The 17,216-nt window shown below is 54.0% G+C and carries 29 protein-coding genes; 1 reads left to right on the forward strand and 28 read right to left on the reverse strand.

The features are described from left to right. Nucleotides 1-9: 9 nt before the first annotated feature. Nucleotides 10-1,272, forward strand: coding sequence for an MFS transporter (locus TALK_RS11015; RefSeq protein ID WP_085618761.1), 1,263 nt, complete (start codon nt 10-12; stop codon nt 1,270-1,272). Nucleotides 1,273-1,338: 66 nt separating this feature from the next. On the opposite strand, the gene TALK_RS11020 is transcribed toward TALK_RS11015, so the two are convergent. From TALK_RS11020 to rpsJ, 28 genes are all read right to left on the reverse strand, one after another. Next, complete coding sequence (locus TALK_RS11020; protein WP_085618763.1) at nt 1,339-2,778, reverse strand: DegQ family serine endoprotease; 1,440 nt, start codon at nt 2,776-2,778, stop codon at nt 1,339-1,341. A 233-nt stretch (nt 2,779-3,011) separates the two neighbouring features. After that, nucleotides 3,012-3,443, reverse strand: a complete 432-nt coding sequence (gene rplQ, locus TALK_RS11025; RefSeq protein ID WP_085618765.1) for a 50S ribosomal protein L17 — start codon at nt 3,441-3,443, stop codon at nt 3,012-3,014. A gap of 200 nt (nt 3,444-3,643) precedes the next feature. After that, complete coding sequence (locus tag TALK_RS11030) at nt 3,644-4,660, reverse strand: DNA-directed RNA polymerase subunit alpha (protein ID WP_085618767.1); 1,017 nt, start codon at nt 4,658-4,660, stop codon at nt 3,644-3,646. Nucleotides 4,661-4,779: 119 nt separating this feature from the next. Then, nucleotides 4,780-5,172 (reverse strand): 30S ribosomal protein S11, encoded by a 393-nt coding sequence (rpsK, locus tag TALK_RS11035; protein ID WP_085618768.1) that lies wholly within the window; start codon nt 5,170-5,172, stop codon nt 4,780-4,782. A 15-nt stretch (nt 5,173-5,187) separates the two neighbouring features. Further along, on the reverse strand, nt 5,188-5,556 hold the full coding sequence (rpsM, locus tag TALK_RS11040) for a 30S ribosomal protein S13 (RefSeq protein WP_085618770.1): 369 nt from the start codon (nt 5,554-5,556) through the stop codon (nt 5,188-5,190). A 121-nt stretch (nt 5,557-5,677) separates the two neighbouring features. Continuing rightward, on the reverse strand, nt 5,678-6,322 hold the full coding sequence (locus TALK_RS11045) for an adenylate kinase (protein ID WP_085618772.1): 645 nt from the start codon (nt 6,320-6,322) through the stop codon (nt 5,678-5,680). Nucleotides 6,323-6,355: 33 nt separating this feature from the next. Continuing rightward, nucleotides 6,356-7,702, reverse strand: a complete 1,347-nt coding sequence (secY, locus tag TALK_RS11050; protein ID WP_085618774.1) for a preprotein translocase subunit SecY — start codon at nt 7,700-7,702, stop codon at nt 6,356-6,358. An 81-nt stretch (nt 7,703-7,783) separates the two neighbouring features. Then, the gene (rplO, locus tag TALK_RS11055; protein ID WP_085618776.1) at nt 7,784-8,269 is read right to left on the reverse strand and encodes a 50S ribosomal protein L15; all 486 of its coding nucleotides are present in this window, start codon (nt 8,267-8,269) and stop codon (nt 7,784-7,786) included. Nucleotides 8,270-8,299: 30 nt separating this feature from the next. After that, the gene (gene rpmD / locus TALK_RS11060; protein WP_085618778.1) at nt 8,300-8,494 is read right to left on the reverse strand and encodes a 50S ribosomal protein L30; all 195 of its coding nucleotides are present in this window, start codon (nt 8,492-8,494) and stop codon (nt 8,300-8,302) included. A 6-nt stretch (nt 8,495-8,500) separates the two neighbouring features. Beyond that, nucleotides 8,501-9,079, reverse strand: a complete 579-nt coding sequence (rpsE, locus tag TALK_RS11065; protein WP_085618780.1) for a 30S ribosomal protein S5 — start codon at nt 9,077-9,079, stop codon at nt 8,501-8,503. A gap of 11 nt (nt 9,080-9,090) precedes the next feature. Further along, nucleotides 9,091-9,444, reverse strand: coding sequence for a 50S ribosomal protein L18 (gene rplR / locus TALK_RS11070; RefSeq protein WP_085618782.1), 354 nt, complete (start codon nt 9,442-9,444; stop codon nt 9,091-9,093). Nucleotides 9,445-9,455: 11 nt separating this feature from the next. Continuing rightward, nucleotides 9,456-9,989 (reverse strand): 50S ribosomal protein L6, encoded by a 534-nt coding sequence (gene rplF / locus TALK_RS11075; RefSeq protein ID WP_085618784.1) that lies wholly within the window; start codon nt 9,987-9,989, stop codon nt 9,456-9,458. Nucleotides 9,990-10,001: 12 nt separating this feature from the next. Further along, nucleotides 10,002-10,397 (reverse strand): 30S ribosomal protein S8, encoded by a 396-nt coding sequence (gene rpsH / locus TALK_RS11080; protein ID WP_085618785.1) that lies wholly within the window; start codon nt 10,395-10,397, stop codon nt 10,002-10,004. Nucleotides 10,398-10,412: 15 nt separating this feature from the next. Continuing rightward, complete coding sequence (gene rpsN, locus TALK_RS11085) at nt 10,413-10,718, reverse strand: 30S ribosomal protein S14 (protein WP_085618787.1); 306 nt, start codon at nt 10,716-10,718, stop codon at nt 10,413-10,415. A gap of 14 nt (nt 10,719-10,732) precedes the next feature. Continuing rightward, entirely contained in the window at nt 10,733-11,272 is a 540-nt protein-coding gene (gene rplE / locus TALK_RS11090) for a 50S ribosomal protein L5 (RefSeq protein ID WP_085618789.1), read from the reverse strand. A gap of 10 nt (nt 11,273-11,282) precedes the next feature. After that, a complete protein-coding gene (gene rplX / locus TALK_RS11095) occupies nt 11,283-11,600 on the reverse strand; it encodes a 50S ribosomal protein L24 (RefSeq protein ID WP_085618791.1) in 318 nt (105 codons plus the stop codon). Next, the gene (gene rplN, locus TALK_RS11100; protein ID WP_085618793.1) at nt 11,600-11,968 is read right to left on the reverse strand and encodes a 50S ribosomal protein L14; all 369 of its coding nucleotides are present in this window, start codon (nt 11,966-11,968) and stop codon (nt 11,600-11,602) included. Before rplN ends, rplX begins: the two co-directional genes overlap by 1 nt. 34 nt (nt 11,969-12,002) lie before the next feature. After that, complete coding sequence (gene rpsQ, locus TALK_RS11105; protein WP_085618795.1) at nt 12,003-12,236, reverse strand: 30S ribosomal protein S17; 234 nt, start codon at nt 12,234-12,236, stop codon at nt 12,003-12,005. A 26-nt stretch (nt 12,237-12,262) separates the two neighbouring features. Then, on the reverse strand, nt 12,263-12,463 hold the full coding sequence (rpmC, locus tag TALK_RS11110; protein ID WP_007091499.1) for a 50S ribosomal protein L29: 201 nt from the start codon (nt 12,461-12,463) through the stop codon (nt 12,263-12,265). 6 nt (nt 12,464-12,469) lie between these two features. Further along, nucleotides 12,470-12,889, reverse strand: a complete 420-nt coding sequence (rplP, locus tag TALK_RS11115; protein WP_007091500.1) for a 50S ribosomal protein L16 — start codon at nt 12,887-12,889, stop codon at nt 12,470-12,472. Between the two features lie 12 nt (nt 12,890-12,901). Next, nucleotides 12,902-13,588, reverse strand: coding sequence for a 30S ribosomal protein S3 (gene rpsC, locus TALK_RS11120; RefSeq protein WP_085618796.1), 687 nt, complete (start codon nt 13,586-13,588; stop codon nt 12,902-12,904). Continuing rightward, on the reverse strand, nt 13,588-13,968 hold the full coding sequence (rplV, locus tag TALK_RS11125; protein WP_085618798.1) for a 50S ribosomal protein L22: 381 nt from the start codon (nt 13,966-13,968) through the stop codon (nt 13,588-13,590). Before rplV ends, rpsC begins: the two co-directional genes overlap by 1 nt. 3 nt (nt 13,969-13,971) lie before the next feature. Then, a complete protein-coding gene (gene rpsS, locus TALK_RS11130) occupies nt 13,972-14,250 on the reverse strand; it encodes a 30S ribosomal protein S19 (RefSeq protein WP_022734150.1) in 279 nt (92 codons plus the stop codon). 16 nt (nt 14,251-14,266) lie between these two features. Further along, on the reverse strand, nt 14,267-15,094 hold the full coding sequence (rplB, locus tag TALK_RS11135) for a 50S ribosomal protein L2 (protein WP_085618800.1): 828 nt from the start codon (nt 15,092-15,094) through the stop codon (nt 14,267-14,269). A 4-nt stretch (nt 15,095-15,098) separates the two neighbouring features. Further along, nucleotides 15,099-15,401, reverse strand: coding sequence for a 50S ribosomal protein L23 (locus TALK_RS11140; RefSeq protein ID WP_007091505.1), 303 nt, complete (start codon nt 15,399-15,401; stop codon nt 15,099-15,101). Then, nucleotides 15,398-16,018, reverse strand: a complete 621-nt coding sequence (gene rplD / locus TALK_RS11145; protein WP_085618802.1) for a 50S ribosomal protein L4 — start codon at nt 16,016-16,018, stop codon at nt 15,398-15,400. The genes TALK_RS11140 and rplD overlap by 4 nt, the downstream gene beginning before the upstream one ends. 5 nt (nt 16,019-16,023) lie before the next feature. Continuing rightward, nucleotides 16,024-16,740, reverse strand: a complete 717-nt coding sequence (gene rplC, locus TALK_RS11150; RefSeq protein WP_085618804.1) for a 50S ribosomal protein L3 — start codon at nt 16,738-16,740, stop codon at nt 16,024-16,026. 16 nt (nt 16,741-16,756) lie between these two features. Then, nucleotides 16,757-17,065, reverse strand: a complete 309-nt coding sequence (gene rpsJ / locus TALK_RS11155; RefSeq protein ID WP_007091508.1) for a 30S ribosomal protein S10 — start codon at nt 17,063-17,065, stop codon at nt 16,757-16,759. Nucleotides 17,066-17,216 lie beyond the last annotated feature (151 nt).

The raw sequence follows: 17,216 nt of genomic DNA on the forward strand, positions 1-17,216 counted from the left end.
GCATAAATCATGGCAACACCCCCGAAAAAACTTCCGATCATTCTGGCTCTTGGCACGGTGCAGACACTTGCTTTTGGTTCAACCTTGTATTTGCCCGCCATTCTGGCCGAACCGATGGCTAATGACCTTGGCTTTGTGCCGGGTCTGGCATTTGGGGCATTTTCACTGGCTCTTATTGTTGCGGCTTTGCTTGGCCCGGTTGCTGGCGCACGAATCGACCGTTTCGGGGGGCGCAATGTGATGACAATTTCCAGCCTTGTTCTTGCTTGCGGGCTTGCCCTGCTGGGCTTGGCCCAGGGCATAACTGGCATATGCATCGCCTGGCTGGCCATCGGGATTGGCATGGCGACGGGGCTTTACGAATCCGCCTTTGCCACGCTCACCGGTATTTTCGGCCGCGATGCACGTGGACCGATAACCGGCATCACGCTGATTGCCGGATTTGCCAGCACGATTTGCTGGCCGATTTCAGCATGGTTTGAAATCGAATACGGCTGGCGCATAACGTGCTTTTTCTGGGCTGGTATGCATATCGTTCTTGCCCTGCCGTTAAATCGTTTTCTTATTCCATCAATCCGGGATGTCGCGGCGCCTGCCCCAACACATCAGGATCATACCGGTGCTCACCCCCGTGATCAGGACAACAAGGCGCAAACATCCGCCGTTTTCAATTCATCACAGTCAAATACATCAACAAAGCCAAGCCAGAAATATTTCACCCTGCCAATGTTCCTGTTGGCGTTTGTTTTCGCCGCCAGTTGGTTTACGGCGACCGCCATGGCCGCCCATTTACCACGTATGTTACAAATTTCAGGTCTGAGCACAGCGGATGCGATTATTGCGGCCTCGCTGGTCGGCCCGGCCCAGGTCATCGGGCGGTTGCTGGAATTTGGTTTCCTGCAACGCATGCATCCGTTGATTTCAGCCCGCCTCGCATCGATCACACATCCGCTTGGCGCGGCAATACTGTTGATTTTCGGTGGTCCCGCGGCAATGATTTTTACCTGCCTGCACGGAACCGGGAACGGCATTCTGACGATTGCCAAGGGCACCTTGCCGCTGGCAATGTTTGGCCCGAACGGATATGGACGGCGACAGGGTTTTCTAATGGCTCCGTCCCGGTTTGCTCAGGCTGCGGCCCCATTTTTGTTCGGAATTTTGATTGACGGCTATGGCGTGCAGGCACTTTGGCTAACAGGTGGCCTAGGTTTGTTAACGCTTTTGGCCCTGATGAACCTTAAAGCCGCAGCATCAAAAAAAGACGGGATTTAATCCCGCCTTTTCCTGAAAAACATCAAACAGTTCCGCGATATCAAGACAGCCTGATCAAGGCGCAAATCAAAGAGTAAATTGCGCTGTCAGAACCTTGCCATCGCGTTTTACCGCAATTTTCCATTCCTGGCCGCGTTCACCAGCGGTAAGAACTTCCTTAAGACGTGCGACCGTATCAATCGGGGCGCCATTAACCTCGACAATATAATCGCCGGGCTTGATGCGCGCCCGAAGCGCCATGCTATCGCGCAAAACGCCAAGAACAATCACGCCCTCGCTTAACGTATCAATGCCAATTTCATCGGCAAGTGCCGGGTTCACATTGGCAACTTTGGCGCCGCTAAACGGGTTTTTGCCTTTGATCACGCTTTCATCACGTGCGGGCAGTTCCGGCGCCACTTCAAGCGGCATTTTCAGGCTGATTTCCTGTCCCTTGCGCAGGACAGACAAAATCCCGTCATTATCCATTTCAAGCGTCGCAATCCGGAACTTCAGTTCGTTCGGGTTATCCACCGGCAGATCATTGACCGCGATCACCACATCACCGGCTTTCAATCCGCCGCGATCGGCCGGGCTGCCTTTGCGAACTTCGTTGATCAGAACGCCATGCGGGCGATCAAGGTCAAGCGAAGCCGCCAGATCACCGGTCACCGACTGCCCCGCAGCACCAAGCCACGGCCGACGCAAATCACCACTGATCAGGCCGCGCATCACGACCTTGACCATATTAACCGGCACGGCAAAACCAATTCCGTTTGATCCGCCCGATTTGGTAAAGATCGCCGAGTTAACCCCGATCAGCTTGCCATCGATATCAATCAACGCCCCGCCCGAATTGCCCGGATTAATCGCCGCATCGGTCTGAATAAAGGATTGATAATCCTGACCGGTGACACCGGCACGCGCCAGGGCGGAAACGATGCCACTGGTCACGGTCTGACCAACGCCAAACGGATTGCCAATCGCCAGCACAAGATCACCGACCTCGACCGCATCCGAATCGCCCAATGAAATGGCGGGCAATTCGTCCTTTACATCGCGCAACCGCAGAACGGCCAGATCGGTACGTTCATCCGACCCGATCAGTTCCGCATCAAATTCGCGGTTATCATGCAATACCACGCGAATTTCGCTGGCCCCGTCGATAACATGATGGTTGGTGACGATGGTCCCATCCGACGACACAATCACCCCCGAGCCAAGCGAGCGTTCAACGCGTTGACGCGGGGCACCAAAAGCCCCGCCGAACCGTTCGCCAAAGAACTGCTTGAAGAACGGATCATTAAAGAACGGCGTGCGCTGCTGGGCGGTGACGACTTTTTTGGTATAGATGTTCACAACCGTCGGGGCGGTTTGTTTAACCAGCGGCGAAAACGACATCTTGATTTCCGCATCGCTCGTCGGCAGGTGCCGATCCTGCGCCTGCGCCATTCCAACCGGGCCAAAAACAGCCCCCGATACAATCATGAACCCGGTCATGACGGTCGCAATCAATCGTGCCTGCACGTCGAACTCTCTCTTTTTTATCAAAAACCAAAATCAGGATCTATTTGTTCCGCACGGAAAACGGTCTGGCTGATACGGAACCAAAATTAGGGCTATCAGGAATTGCGCGCAACCTTGGCGGAAATATGATGAATTTCAAAATAATTCTGAAAGGTTCCAAATGCACAAGCCCCAAAAGAAAACGGGCGGCACCCATGGCACCGCCCGTTTAATATTAAAGGCCGAAACGTTGCTTATTCAGCAACAGATTCTTCGCCTTCGCCCTCTGCTTCGATACGAGCGCGGTCTTCTGCGCCTTTAGCTTCCGGGTTGCGATCAACAAGTTCAATCACAGCAACCGGAGCCGCATCACCATAACGGAAGCCAGCCTTAAGAACGCGGGTGTAACCACCCGAACGCTCTTTATAGCGTTCAGCAATTTCGCCGAACAGCTTGGCAACGACTTTATCGTCACGCAGGATCGAAATAGCCTGACGGCGTGCATGCAGGTCGCCCCGCTTGCCCAGCGTAATCAGTTTTTCGACATACGGGCGAAGATCCTTGGCCTTCGGAAGAGTGGTTTTGATCTGCTCGTGAACGAGCAGCGAAACCGCCATATTTGCGAACATCGCCTTACGATGGGACGAAGTACGATTAAGCTTACGGCCGTGCATACCGTGACGCATTTGAACTCTCCTTATTGCCTTGGCTTCGCGCACGAAACCGATTGTGATACCGCGCCGCCACCCTGAATAATCAGGTCATGCACGTGCGGTGTTGGGCACCAGCCCACCGGGGTTCCAAACAGTTTGTTGCCCTGGCTGGGGCGAAAAATCCGCCCCGAGTATCAAATCAAATCATCCGACCCGAAGGCCGAAGACCCGTATTAGAACGGATCTTCGAACTTGCGAGCGAGTTCTTCGATGTTTTCCGGCGGCCAGCCGCCGACTTCCATACCAAGATGCAGGCCCATCTGAGCCAGAACGTCTTTGATTTCGTTCAGCGATTTACGGCCAAAGTTCGGGGTACGAAGCATTTCGGCTTCGGACTTCTGAACCAGATCACCGATATAGATGATGTTGTCGTTCTTGAGGCAGTTTGCCGAACGGACCGAGAGCTCGAGCTCGTCGACCTTGCGCAGCAAATTGCGGTTGAACGGCAATTCGTCTTCTTTTTTCTCTTCGACAACCGCTTCCGGCTCGTCAAAGTTGACGAACAGCGACAGCTGGTCCTGAAGGATACGAGCCGCAAGGGCCACTGAATCTTCCGGGGTAACCGAGCCGTTGGTTTCAACGGTCAGCGACAGCTTATCGAAATCGGTTTCCTGACCCACACGGGTGTTTTCCACCTTGTAGGCCACTTTACGGATCGGGCTGAAGATTGCATCAATCGGGATAAGACCGATCGGCGCATCCGACGAACGATGCGAGGTCGCAGCAACATAGCCTTTACCGTTATCAACGGTAAATTCGATGTTAAGCGTCGCACCATCATCAAGATGGCAAATCTCGAGATCCGGGTTAAGGATTTCGATGTCGGCACCGGTTTCAATCTGACCCGCAGTGACAGCACCCGGACCAGTCGCCTTAAGCGACATCTTCTTCGGACCTTCGGCGTGCATACGCACACCCATGGTCTTGATGTTCAAGATGATGTCGGTGACATCTTCTCGTACGCCCGGAATCGACGAAAATTCGTGCAACACGCCGTCGATCTGGATCGCAGTAACCGCCGAACCCTGGAGCGACGACAGCAGAATGCGGCGCAGCGCGTTACCCAGAGTCTGGCCAAAACCGCGCTCCAGCGGTTCTGCCATGATCGTACCAACGCGGCTGGCGTCTGTACCCGGAGTAACATCAAGCTTGGCCGGCTTAATCAGTTCCTGCCAGTTCTTTTGAATCACGAGACCCACCTTCGCAACTGGAGCCTATGGTAAGGGGCACAAAATTGGCCCCCAACGAGAAACGCGAACAGGCCCGGTCGCCCGGGCCCAAACGCGGGGTTGCCCGCAGATCGGCGCGATTAAACGCGACGACGCTTACGCGGACGGCAACCATTGTGCGGAATCGGCGTTACGTCTTTGATCGACGTAATGGTGAAACCAACAGCCTGCAGCGCACGAAGAGCAGATTCACGTCCCGAACCCGGGCCTTTGACCTGAACTTCAAGAGTTTTCATACCGTGTTCAGCAGCTTTTTTACCTGCGTCTTCGGCAGCCATCTGTGCAGCATAAGGTGTTGATTTACGCGAACCGCGGAAACCCATACCACCAGCAGTCGACCAGGCAATTGTATTTCCCTGAACGTCGGTGATGGTAATCATGGTGTTGTTGAAGGTCGCGTTTACGTGCGCGATACCATTCGTAATGTTCTTCCGCTCGCGGCGACGCACGCGAGTCTGAGGAGCTTTTGCCATTGTCTGTCCCCTACCTTACTTCTTCTTACCAGCGATAGGCCGGGCCGGACCCTTACGGGTGCGAGCGTTGGTGTGGGTACGCTGACCGCGCACCGGGAGACCGCGACGATGACGCAGACCGCGATAGCAGCCCAAATCCATCAGACGTTTAATGTTCATTGCGGTTTCACGACGAAGGTCGCCTTCGACGGTATAATCAGCGTCGATGACTTCACGCACCTTGAGAACCTGGTCATCAGAGAGCTGATGAACACGGGTTGCTGCTTCGATGCCAACCTTTGCGCAAATTTCTTTAGCTTTAGCCGGACCAATGCCGGTGATGTAGGTAAGCGCAATCACGACGCGCTTGGCGGTCGGGATATTTACGCCAGCAATACGAGCCACTGTGTGAGACTCCTGTTTCCTGGTTAACAAACCCTGCGGCAGATCCGATAGGGCGGGGCGCTGCAAAAGCGGGCCAGCATTACTGCCAACCCGCCAGCAAAAAAACACCCTGCCCGGGAAATTACCCCAGGATGGCTTCTATTTCGCGCGTAACTTCGTCGATTTCGGCCATCCCGTCAACTGTTTTCAGCTTACCGGCATTCTCATAGTAGGGAATGATCGGTGCTGTCTGCTTGTGATAAGCTTCCAGTCGCGATGAGACCGTCTCGGCGTTGTCATCCGCACGGCGTTTGAATTCAGTGCCTGCGCATACATCACAGACACCTTCTTTCTTGGGTTTCTGGAACTCGTCATGGTAGCCCTGCCCACATTTCGCGCAGGTGTAGCGACCAACAATACGCGCCACAAGGGCGGCATCATCAACCCGCAACTCGACCACATAATCAAGTGCCAGTCCCTTTGCTTCCAGCATCACATCCAAGGCTTCTGCCTGGGCGGATGTGCGCGGGAAACCGTCCAGGATGAAACCATTTTTGGTATCATCCTGATCAAGTCTTTCAGAAATCAGACCGATCATCAGATCGTCAGATACGAGCTTGCCCGCATCCATGACTTCCTTTGCCTTCTGTCCCAGCTCGGTCCCGGCTGCAACAGCTGCACGCAGCATGTCACCGGTTGAAAGCTGAATCATCCCACGTCCCGTTTCAAGACGCTTTGCCTGGGTCCCTTTACCAGCACCCGGCGGGCCAAGAAGGATAATGTTCATTGTTTGCCCCCTGACGGTCTTCGTGGCGCCGCCTTAGCGGCGGCGTCCACGCAGTTTCGATTTCTTGATCAGGCCTTCATACTGGTGAGCCAGCATATGCGACTGGATCTGTGCAACGGTATCCATGGTTACCGTGACAACGATCAGCAAGCTAGTCCCACCAAAGTAGAATGGCACCGACCATTCAGCGATCAGCAATTCTGGCAGGATACAAACAAATGCCAGATAAGCCGCGCCAACAACCGTCAAACGGGTCAGGATGAAATCCAGATAATTGGCGGTATTCTTGCCCGGACGGATGCCCGGAATGAAGCCGCCATGCTTTTTCAGGTTGTCTGCCGTATCTTCCGGGTTGAACACAACCGCAGTATAGAAGAAGGCAAAAAACACGATCAGCGCAATATACAAGGCGATATAAAGCGGCTGGCCACGGCCAAGCAATGCCGTCACGGTGCTAAGCCACGCCGGGGCATCGCCACCGGCCGTGAACTGTGCCACCGACAGCGGCATCAGCAAAAGCGAACTTGCAAAGATCGGCGGGATCACACCGGCGGTGTTGATCTTGAGCGGCAGATGCGAGCTCTGACCTTCCATAACCTTCATGCCAACCTGGCGTTTCGGGTATTGGATCAGAACACGACGCTGGGCACGCTCCACGAACACGATGAAGGCAATAACCGCAACCGCAAGCAAGATAATCGCAATGATCACCATTGCCGAAATTGCGCCGGTACGGCCAAGTTCAAGCGTGCCCGCAATTGCCGCAGGAAGACCGGCCACAATACCGGTGAAGATGATCAGCGAAATACCGTTACCAATGCCGCGCTGGGTGATCTGTTCCCCAAGCCACATCAGGAACATGGTGCCGCCAACCAGCGTAACAACAGCGGTCAGACGGAAGAACATGCCCGGATCATGGACAGCCGCACCGGTCGAACCGCTCATGCTTTCAAGACCAACGGCAATGCCCCAGGCCTGAATCGTGGCGATCAGAACGGTCAGATAACGGGTATATTGATTAATCTTTTTACGCCCCTGCTCGCCCTCTTTTTTCATAGCTTCAAGGCTGGGCGAAACAGTTGTCATCAGCTGAATGATGATCGAGGCGGAGATATAAGGCATGATGTTCAGCGCGAAGATGGTCATGCGCCCAAGCGCACCACCAGCAAACATGTCAAACATGCCCAGGACGCCACCTGCATTCTGCTGAAAAATATCAGCAAGAATGGACGGGTCAACGCCGGGAATCGGGATGTATGTTCCCAGACGGTAAACTATAAGCGCGCCCAACGTGAACCAGATGCGCTTTTTAAGCTCGGTAGCCTTTGAAAAAGACGACCAATTCAGGTTCGCGGCAAGCTGCTCGGCGGCCGATGCCATGCACTCATCTCCCAATACGCTAAAACTGGAGGGTCCGGTCCCGTAAACTTAGGAACCGGACCCTCACGTAGTCATAGAGGCTTATTCTGCGGTTTCTGCTACGGCAACCGGAGCAAGAACCTTAACCGAACCACCAACTTTCTCGACAGCTGCAATAGCTGACTTGGAAGCACCGGTGATTTCGATGTTCAGTTTCGCCGTCAGTTCACCTTTAGCAAGAAGACGCAAACCGTCTTTCTGCGGACGGGCCAGGCCTTTTTCGACCAGAACGTCGATGGTGACATTTGCACCTTCTTCAAGAACGCCGTTATCAACAGCAGTCTGAAGGGTACCAATGTTCACAACACCGAACAATTTCCGGAAGATATTCTTAAAGCCGCGTTTCGGAAGACGGCGATAGATAGGCATCTGCCCGCCTTCGAAACCATTGATCGCAACACCTGAACGGGACGTTTGACCCTTCTGACCTGCGCCAGAAGTTTTGCCTTTGCCCGAACCAATACCGCGACCGACGCGGGTGCGCGCTTTGCGGGCACCCGGGTTATCGGCAAGTTCGTTGAGTTTCATTAATCAACACCTTTTCGATCTAGAGGCCAATCAGGCCTCGTCCACACGGACGAGATGCTTGACCTTGGCGATCATACCGCGAACAGCCGGAGTATCTTCCAGCTCACGAGTCCGGTGCATTTTGTTCAGGCCAAGACCCACAAGGGTCTGACGCTGATCACCCGGACGTCCGATCGGCGAACCCGTCTGGGTAACGCGAACGGTCGCTTTTTTCTTAGCAGCCATATCGAATTACTCCTTTTCGAGAACGGCGGCCGCAGCCGAACCGCTATCGCGACGGGCAACAATCTCGCCAACCTTCAGGCCACGCTTCGCAGCGACCTGACGCGGTGAAGCGCCGTTGACCAGAGCGTCAAGAGTTGCGCGGATAACGTTGTGCGGGTTATTCGAACCGGTACATTTGGACACTACGTCCTGAACGCCCATGGTTTCGAAAACTGCGCGCATCGCACCGCCCGCGATGATACCGGTACCAGCCGGAGCGGAACGGAGAACAACCCGTCCTGCACCAAAGTGGCCCTTCACATCGTGGTGAAGGGTACGGCCTTCACGCAACGGAACGCGGATCATGTTGCGTTTGGCTGCTTCGGTAGCCTTGCGGATCGCTTCTGGAACTTCACGGGCTTTACCCGTTCCGTACCCGACGCGACCGCGCTGGTCACCGACGACAACCATTGCGGAGAATGCAAAACGACGGCCACCCTTAACGACTTTCGCGACACGGTTGATACCAACCAATTTGTCGACGAGTTCGTTTTCTTCACGGGCTTTCGGCGCCTGCTGCTGTTGTGAATTCTGATTACGTGCCATGGTCGTGCTCCTTAGAAGTCCAGACCGCCCTCACGGGCGGCATCGGCCAGAGCTTTCACCCGGCCATGGAACAGATACCCGCCACGGTCGAAAACGACCGTTTTGACACCAACAGAAACAGCACGCTCGGCAATTGCTTTACCGACAATGGCAGCCGCATCAGCATTGCTGCCTTTGCCACCGAGAACTGTCTCGGCGGACGATGCACAAGCAAGAGTCTTGCCTGCGAGATCGTCGATAATCTGCACATAGATGTGTGCGTTTGAACGGTGTACGCTCAGGCGCGGGCGACCGGCCGCTTTTTGGCGGATCGCAAAACGAACGCGACGCTTGCGGCGTTCGAAGAGGTTTCTCGCGTTTTTCATCGTGCCAGTCCTTACTTCTTCTTGCCTTCTTTGCGCAAGATATACTCGCCCTCGTAACGGACACCTTTGCCTTTGTAAGGCTCCGGACCGCGCCAGCTGCGTGCATTTGCAGCAAACTGACCAACGAGTTGTTTATCTGCGCCAGAGATGGCGATAAGGGTCGGCTTTTCTGCGACGACGGAAATACCAGCTGGAATTTCCATTTCTACGTCATGAGAGAAGCCAAGCTGCAGAACCAGTTTACTGCCCTGGACCTGCGCACGGTAACCAACACCGGTGATTTCCAGCTTTTTGGTAAAACCGTCCGAAACCCCGGCAAAGAGGTTTGCGATATTAGCACGTGTGGTACCCCAAAGGGCACGGGCGCGCTTGCTATCGTTGGCCGGTTTCACAACAACCTGGTTGTCATCATGTGAAACAGTTACGTCCGAGGTCAAAGCAAGACGAAGCTCACCGAGCTTGCCTTTTGCACTGATCTGATCTTCGGTCAGGGTGATGGTAACGCCGTTAGGCACAACCACCGGATTTTTTCCTACTCGCGACATCGTTGGCCCTCCCTAGAATACCTTGCAGAGGATTTCGCCGCCGACATTCTGTTCGCGAGCCTCCTGATCCGATAGAACCCCTTTCGGAGTGGATAGGACTGCGATGCCCAAACCATTGTATACCTTCGTAAGATCTTTGATCTTCGAATATACACGACGACCCGGGGTCGAGACGCGGTCGATCTGCTTAATCACGCCGTCGCCCTCAAAATATTTGAGTTCGATGCTGATTTCGCTGACGCCCTTGCGAATTTCATTAATGCTATAACCGCGGATATAACCTTCGCGCTGGAGAACATCCAGAACGCCGGTACGCAGTTTCGAAGCCGGTGAAGCAACGCTGGTTTTACCAACGCGCTGACCGTTGCGGATACGCGTGAGCATATCGCCTACTGGATCAGTCATCATGTGATGGGTGCTCCCTTACCAGCTGGACTTCACCATGCCCGGGATCTGACCACGTGAAGCAAGTTCACGAAGCGCGATACGGGACAGGCGGAATTTGCGATAGACACCGCGCGGACGACCAGACACCGCACAGCGAAGACGCTGACGGGTCGGAGCCGAGTTACGCGGCAGCTGGGCGAGTTTGATCACACTCACGATACGCTCTTCAGGAGAGGTCTCGCGATTGTTAATGACCGCTTTGAGGGCGGTACGCTTGGCGGCATATTGCTTAGCCAGGCGCTCACGTTTTAGTTCGCGCTGGACGGCGCTTTTCTTGGCCATGGGCCAACCTCCAGTTAGTTTCCGAACGGAAGATCAAAACCCTTGAGCAGGGCGAGAGCTTCGTCGTCGGACTTTGCCGTGGTGCAAATGATGATGTCCATCCCGCGGACCGAGTCGACTTTGTCGTACTCGACTTCAGGAAAGACGAACTGTTCCTTGAGGCCCATGGCAAAGTTGCCACGACCATCGAAGGATTTTTTGTTCAGGCCACGAAAATCACGGACGCGCGGAAGCGCAACAGTGACCAAACGGTCCAAGAACTCGTACATACGGTCGCGACGCAAGGTCACTTTACAACCGATGTTCATGCCTTCACGAAGCTTGAAAGCCGCAACCGACTTTTTCGCTTTGGTGAAGATAGGCTTCTGACCGGTGATAGCCGCGAGATCCGCAACCGCACCGTCCAGTTTTTTGCGATCCTGGGTGGCGTCGCCGACACCCATATTGATCACGATCTTCTCGAGGCGCGGAAGCTCCATCGGGTTCCCATAAGAGAACTCCTTCTGGAGTGCGTCACGCACCACTTCTTTGTAATATTCGCGCAGGCGCGTCATTTTCCGTCCCTCAGTTGTCGATGACTTCGCCGCTGAGCTTCGCTACGCGAACCTTGCGACCATCATCGAGGGTCTTAAAACCGACGCGGGTCGGCTTGTTTTCTTTCGGATCAACAATCGCAATGTTGGAAACGTTAATTTTCGCTTCCTTCTCCACGATCCCGCCAGCATCAGTACCGGACGCACGCTGGTGACGTTTCACCAGGTTAATGCCCGAAACCAAGACTTTGTTCTCGGTCGGGAAAGCGGCGATAACTTCACCGGTTTTCCCTTTGTCTTTACCCGTCAGAACAATAATGCGGTCGCCCTTTTTAATCTTGGCAGCCATTACAGCACCTCCGGGGCAAGCGAAATGATCTTCATATAACCACGCGAACGAAGTTCACGGGTTACCGGGCCGAAAATACGCGTACCGATAGGCTCGCCGTTCGCATTAATGAGAACGGCGGCATTACGATCAAAGCGAATCGCCGAGCCATCGGCACGACGAATCTCTTTTGCGGTCCGAACGATGACAGCTTTGTGTACTGCACCTTTCTTAACGCGACCACGCGGAATGGCTTCCTTAACGGAAACCACGATAACATCACCGACGTTAGCAGTTTTACGCTTCGAGCCGCCCAGTACTTTGATGCACTGAACACGGCGAGCGCCGCTGTTATCAGCAACGTCCAGATTAGATTGCATCTGGATCATGGGTTTACCCCTTGACTATGATTGGGCTGAGGAATCACTCCTCGACCACTACTTCCCAAGACTTCAATTTGGAGATCGGTCGACATTCGCGAATACGAATAACGTCACCCGTCTTGAAGCGGTTCTCTTCATCGTGCGCGTGGAATTTCTTCGACTTACGCACATACTTCTTATACAGCGGGTGCATGACTTGGCGTTCCACACGGACCACCACAGTCTTGTCGTTTTTTGTCGAAACGACTGTCCCCTGCAATACACGCCTCGGCATGTGTCTTAACTCCTATGCGTGTCCAGTTAGGCCGCAGTAGCACCCTTCTCGTTTCCGAGAAGGGTTTTGATGCGGGCGATATCACGGCGGACCTTACGGACCTGCGCAGTGTTCTCGAACTGACCCGATGCCTGCTGGAAACGCATATTGAACGATTCCTTACGCAGGTCGAGCAGCATTTGTTTTAGCTCATCAGCGCTTTTCGCGCGGAGATCAGCAATTTTCATCACTAATTACTCCCCTTCACCAAGACGCGTGACAAACTTGGTCTTGATCGGCAATTTCGCCGCTGCGAGCTCGAAAGCCCGACGTGCAAGATCCAGCGGAACACCGTCAAGTTCAAACATAATCCGGCCCGGTTTTACCCGAGCAGCCCAATATTCAACAGAACCCTTGCCTTTACCCTGACGGACTTCAGCAGGCTTCTGCGATACCGGGAGATCCGGGAAAACGCGGATCCACACACGACCTTGACGGCGCATGTGGCGTGTGATCGCGCGGCGAGCCGCTTCGATCTGACGCGCCGTTATACGCTCCGGCTCCAAGGCTTTCAAGCCATAAGCGCCGAAATTAAGTTCCGTACCACCTTTGGCCTCACCTTTAAGGCGGCCTTTGTGTGCTTTACGAAACTTTGTACGTTTTGGAGAAAGCATCTCTGGATCTCCTTACTTACGGCCTGAACCAGCCGACTCGAGCGCTTTACGCTCGGATGCCAGCGGATCGTGAGCCATGATTTCGCCCTTGAAGATCCAGACCTTCAGACCGCAAACACCATAGGTGGTGTGAGCTTCTGAAGTGCCATAATCAACGTCCGCACGCAGAGTATGCAGCGGAACGCGACCTTCACGGTACCATTCGGTACGAGCGATTTCAGCACCACCAAGACGACCAGCAGCATTAATACGAATGCCACCAGCCCCGAGACGCATTGCGTTCTGAACCGAGCGTTTCATCGCACGGCGGAACGAAACACGGCGCTCAAGCTGCTGGGCGATGTTGTCAGCGACCAGCTTGGCATCGATTTCCGGCTTGCGGATTTCGATGATGTTAACCTGAACTTCTGACTTCGTCAGTTTCTGCAGGTCGTTCTTGAGCTTCTCGATATCCTGGCCTTTTTTCCCGATCACAACACCCGGACGGGCACTGTGAACTGAAATACGGGCTTTTTTCGCCGGACGTTCGATAATCACCTTCGAAATACCGGCCTGCTTAAGACGGTCGAAGATGTATTTACGTATCGCCAGGTCTTCATGAAGAAGGCCAGCGAAATCGGTCTTGTTGGCGTACCAGCGGGAATCCCACGTACGGTTGATGCCAACGCGTAAACCGATCGGATTTACTTTCTGACCCATTACTTGGCCTCCTCACGTTCGCAGACGACGATGCGGATGTTGGAGAACGGCTTAATGATCTTGCCGACACGACCGCGTGCGCGGGCCCGCCAACGTTTCATCACGAATGCCTTACCAACAGACGCCTCTTTAATATAAAGGCGATCAACATCAAGCTGATGGTTGTTTTCGGCATTAGCAATTGCCGATTCCAACAGCTTTTTGACGTCCTGCGAAATACGTTTATTGGAGAAGGTGAGCTCTGCCAAAGCAGCCTCTGCCTTCATACCACGGATCGACTCAGCGACGAGGTTGAGCTTACGCGGAGAAATACGCAAAGCTTTGATAGAAGCTTCAGCCTCGTTATCCGCCAGTCGACGGATATCAGCTTTCTTACCCATCGTTTACTTCCTCTTCGCCTTTTTGTCGGCCGCGTGACCATAGTAGGTACGGGTCGGCGAAAACTCGCCGAACTTATGACCGATCATATCTTCGTTCACAAGCACCGGCAGAAACTTCTGGCCATTGTAAACCCCAAAGGTGAGGCCTACGAATTGCGGCAAAATCGTCGAGCGCCGCGACCAGGTCTTGATTACCTCATTCCGGCCTGAAGCACGGACTGTATCGGCTTTCTTAAGAAGGTATCCGTCTACAAACGGACCCTTCCAAACGGAACGCGCCATAGTCTAGCCTCCTCCGTTAGCTCTTATGACGACGGCGCATAATCAGCGCGTCAGTCTTTTTGTTAGAGCGGGTACGTTTGCCTTTGGTGGGTTTACCCCACGGCGTAACCGGGTGACGACCACCCGACGTGCGACCTTCACCACCACCATGCGGGTGATCGATCGGGTTCATGGCAACGCCACGAACCGAAGGACGCTTGCCAAGCCAGCGATGACGGCCAGCTTTACCAAGGTTGATGTTCTTCTGGTCCTGGTTGGACACGGCACCAATGGTAGCCATGCATTCACCACGAACCAAACGTACCTCACCGGAGGACAGCTTAAGCTGGGCGTAACCTTGATCCTTACCGACAAGCTGCACATAGGTGCCTGCCGAACGTGCGATCTGACCACCTTTACCGGCCTTCAGTTCGACGTTATGGATGATGGTACCGACCGGAATATTCTTCAGCGGTGCGGCATTACCCGGCTTAATGTCTACGCGTTCAGCGGCAATAACTTTGTCGCCGATTGCAAGACGCTGCGGTGCTAGGATGTAGGCCAACTCGTCATCGGAATAACGAACCAGGGCGATAAACGCCGTGCGATTCGGATCATATTCCAGACGTTCGACCGTACCGACGACATCAAACTTATTACGTTTGAAATCGATGATGCGGTAACGACGCTTGTGACCACCACCAATACGGCGGGCGGTGATACGACCAGTGTTGTTACGGCCACCTTTCTTGCGAAGACCTTCGGTCAACGCTTTAATCGGCTTGCCCTTGTGGAGATCGGAACGATCGACAAGAACGAGCTGACGGCGACCAGGAGATGTTGGTTTAAACTTCTTCAAAGCCATATCTTTAGATTCCCGTCGTCACGTCGATGGACTGACCCTCTTCGAGGGTAACCATCGCTTTCTTGAAATCGCTCCGGCGACCGACAGTACCACGAAAACGTTTGGTCTTGCCTTTCACCACAGAGGTGTTGACCGCCTTGACCTTCACCCCGAACAAACCTTCCACAGCAGCCTTAATCTCCGGCTTGGTGGCGTCGATCGCAACTTTGAACGCAACAGCGTTGTGTTCAGAAATCAGCGTCGACTTTTCAGTGATATGCGGGGCGCGGATGACTTCGTACATCCGCTCTTTGCTGATGATCGTCATTTGAGACGTGCCTCCAACGCTTCGATTGCACCCTTGGTCAAAACCAGGGTGTCACGACGCAGGATGTCATAGACGTTAGCACCGATCTCAGGCAACACATCAATTTGCGGGATATTGCGCGCAGCGCGAGCAAAGCCCTCATTGATCTGCGCACCATCAATAATCAGTGCCGACTTCCAGCCGAGTTTAGCGAAAACAGCGACCAGATTCTTGGTTTTGGCATCCGAGAATTCCGCATTGTCCAGAACGATAAGTTTACCGTCCTTTGCTTTAGCCGACAGAGCGGTTTTCAGCGCGAGCTTACGGAATTTCTTGGTCAGATCGTGCGCATGATCGCGAACACGCGGACCATGAGCTACACCACCACCACGGAACTGTACGGCTTTCCGGGAACCGTGACGTGCACCGCCACTACCCTTCTGACGTACGAACTTTTTCGTGGTCGCAGAGATCTCGCTTTTTTCCTTTACCTTATGGGTACCGGCGCGGCGCTTTGCCAACTGCCAGTTCACCATGCGGTGCAGGATGTCACGACGAACTTCCAGGCCAAAGATCTCTTCTGCAAGATCAATATTACCAGCCGTGGAAGCGTCAAGTTTAAGAATATCGAGCTTCATGATGCTTATTCCTTATCCTCGGCGACAGCTTCTTCAGCAGCCGGGGCAGCACCCTTTAGCGCGGCCGGGAACGGCAGGCCTTCCGGCGCAGCGCGTTTCACGGCATCCTTAACAAGGACATAGGCGCCGTTATGACCCGGGACAGCACCGTAAACAAACACAAGACCCTTGGCTTCGTCCGTAGAGACGATTTTAAGAGACTGAATGGTTACGCGCGCCGCACCCATATGACCTGCCATCTTCTTACCTTTGAAGACGCGGCCTGGATCCTGGCACTGACCAGTCGAACCATGCGAACGGTGCGATACAGACACACCGTGCGACGCACGCAGACCAGAGAAGTTATGGCGCTTCATCGCACCGGCAAAACCTTTACCGATGGAGGTGCCGATAACGTCAACGTACTGACCTTCAACGAAATGGGCGGCCGAAAGTTCGGCACCGACTTCGATCAGGGCATCATCGCTGACGCGGAATTCAGCAAGTTTGGCTTTCGGCTCAACCTTGGCTTTGGCGAAATGTCCACGCATCGGTTTCGATACGTTTTTAACTTTCGCTTTGCCATAGCCGAGCTGAACAGCAACATAACCATCCGTATCACTGGTACGGTTAGCTACGACCTGAAGGTTATCGACCTTCAGAACGGTTACAGGAAGGTGCACGCCTTCGTCCGTGAAGACACGGGTCATGCCAACCTTCTGGGTGATAAGTCCACTACGCATTGCGGCTTACTCCCGATTAAAGCTTGATCTCGACGTCAACACCGGCAGCCAGGTCGAGCTTCATCAGAGCATCAACAGTCTGCGGAGTCGGGTCGACAATGTCGAGAAGACGCTTGTGCGTACGGATTTCGAACTGTTCACGCGATTTCTTATCGATGTGCGGAGACCGCAGAACAGTATATTTCTCAATGCGGGTCGGCAGCGGAATCGGGCCGCGGACCTCTGCGCCAGTGCGCTTCGCCGTATTGACGATCTCACGTGTGGACTGATCCAGCACGCGATGGTCAAACGCCTTAAGGCGAATGCGAATGTTCTGACTATCCATGTAATTATGTACCGGAGCCCTCAAAAGGACACCGGCCCCTCAACTGGAGTTGACGATTGCCGCTAAAAGTGAAGCGGGCGGCTTATGTAACCGCCCGCTCCTCAAAGATCAAGAGAAAAGATTACTCGATGATCTTGGCAACAACGCCCGC

Origin of the sequence: Thalassospira alkalitolerans (assembly GCF_002115745.1) — a bacterium.
Taxonomy (GTDB): Bacteria; Pseudomonadota; Alphaproteobacteria; order Rhodospirillales; family Thalassospiraceae; genus Thalassospira; species Thalassospira alkalitolerans.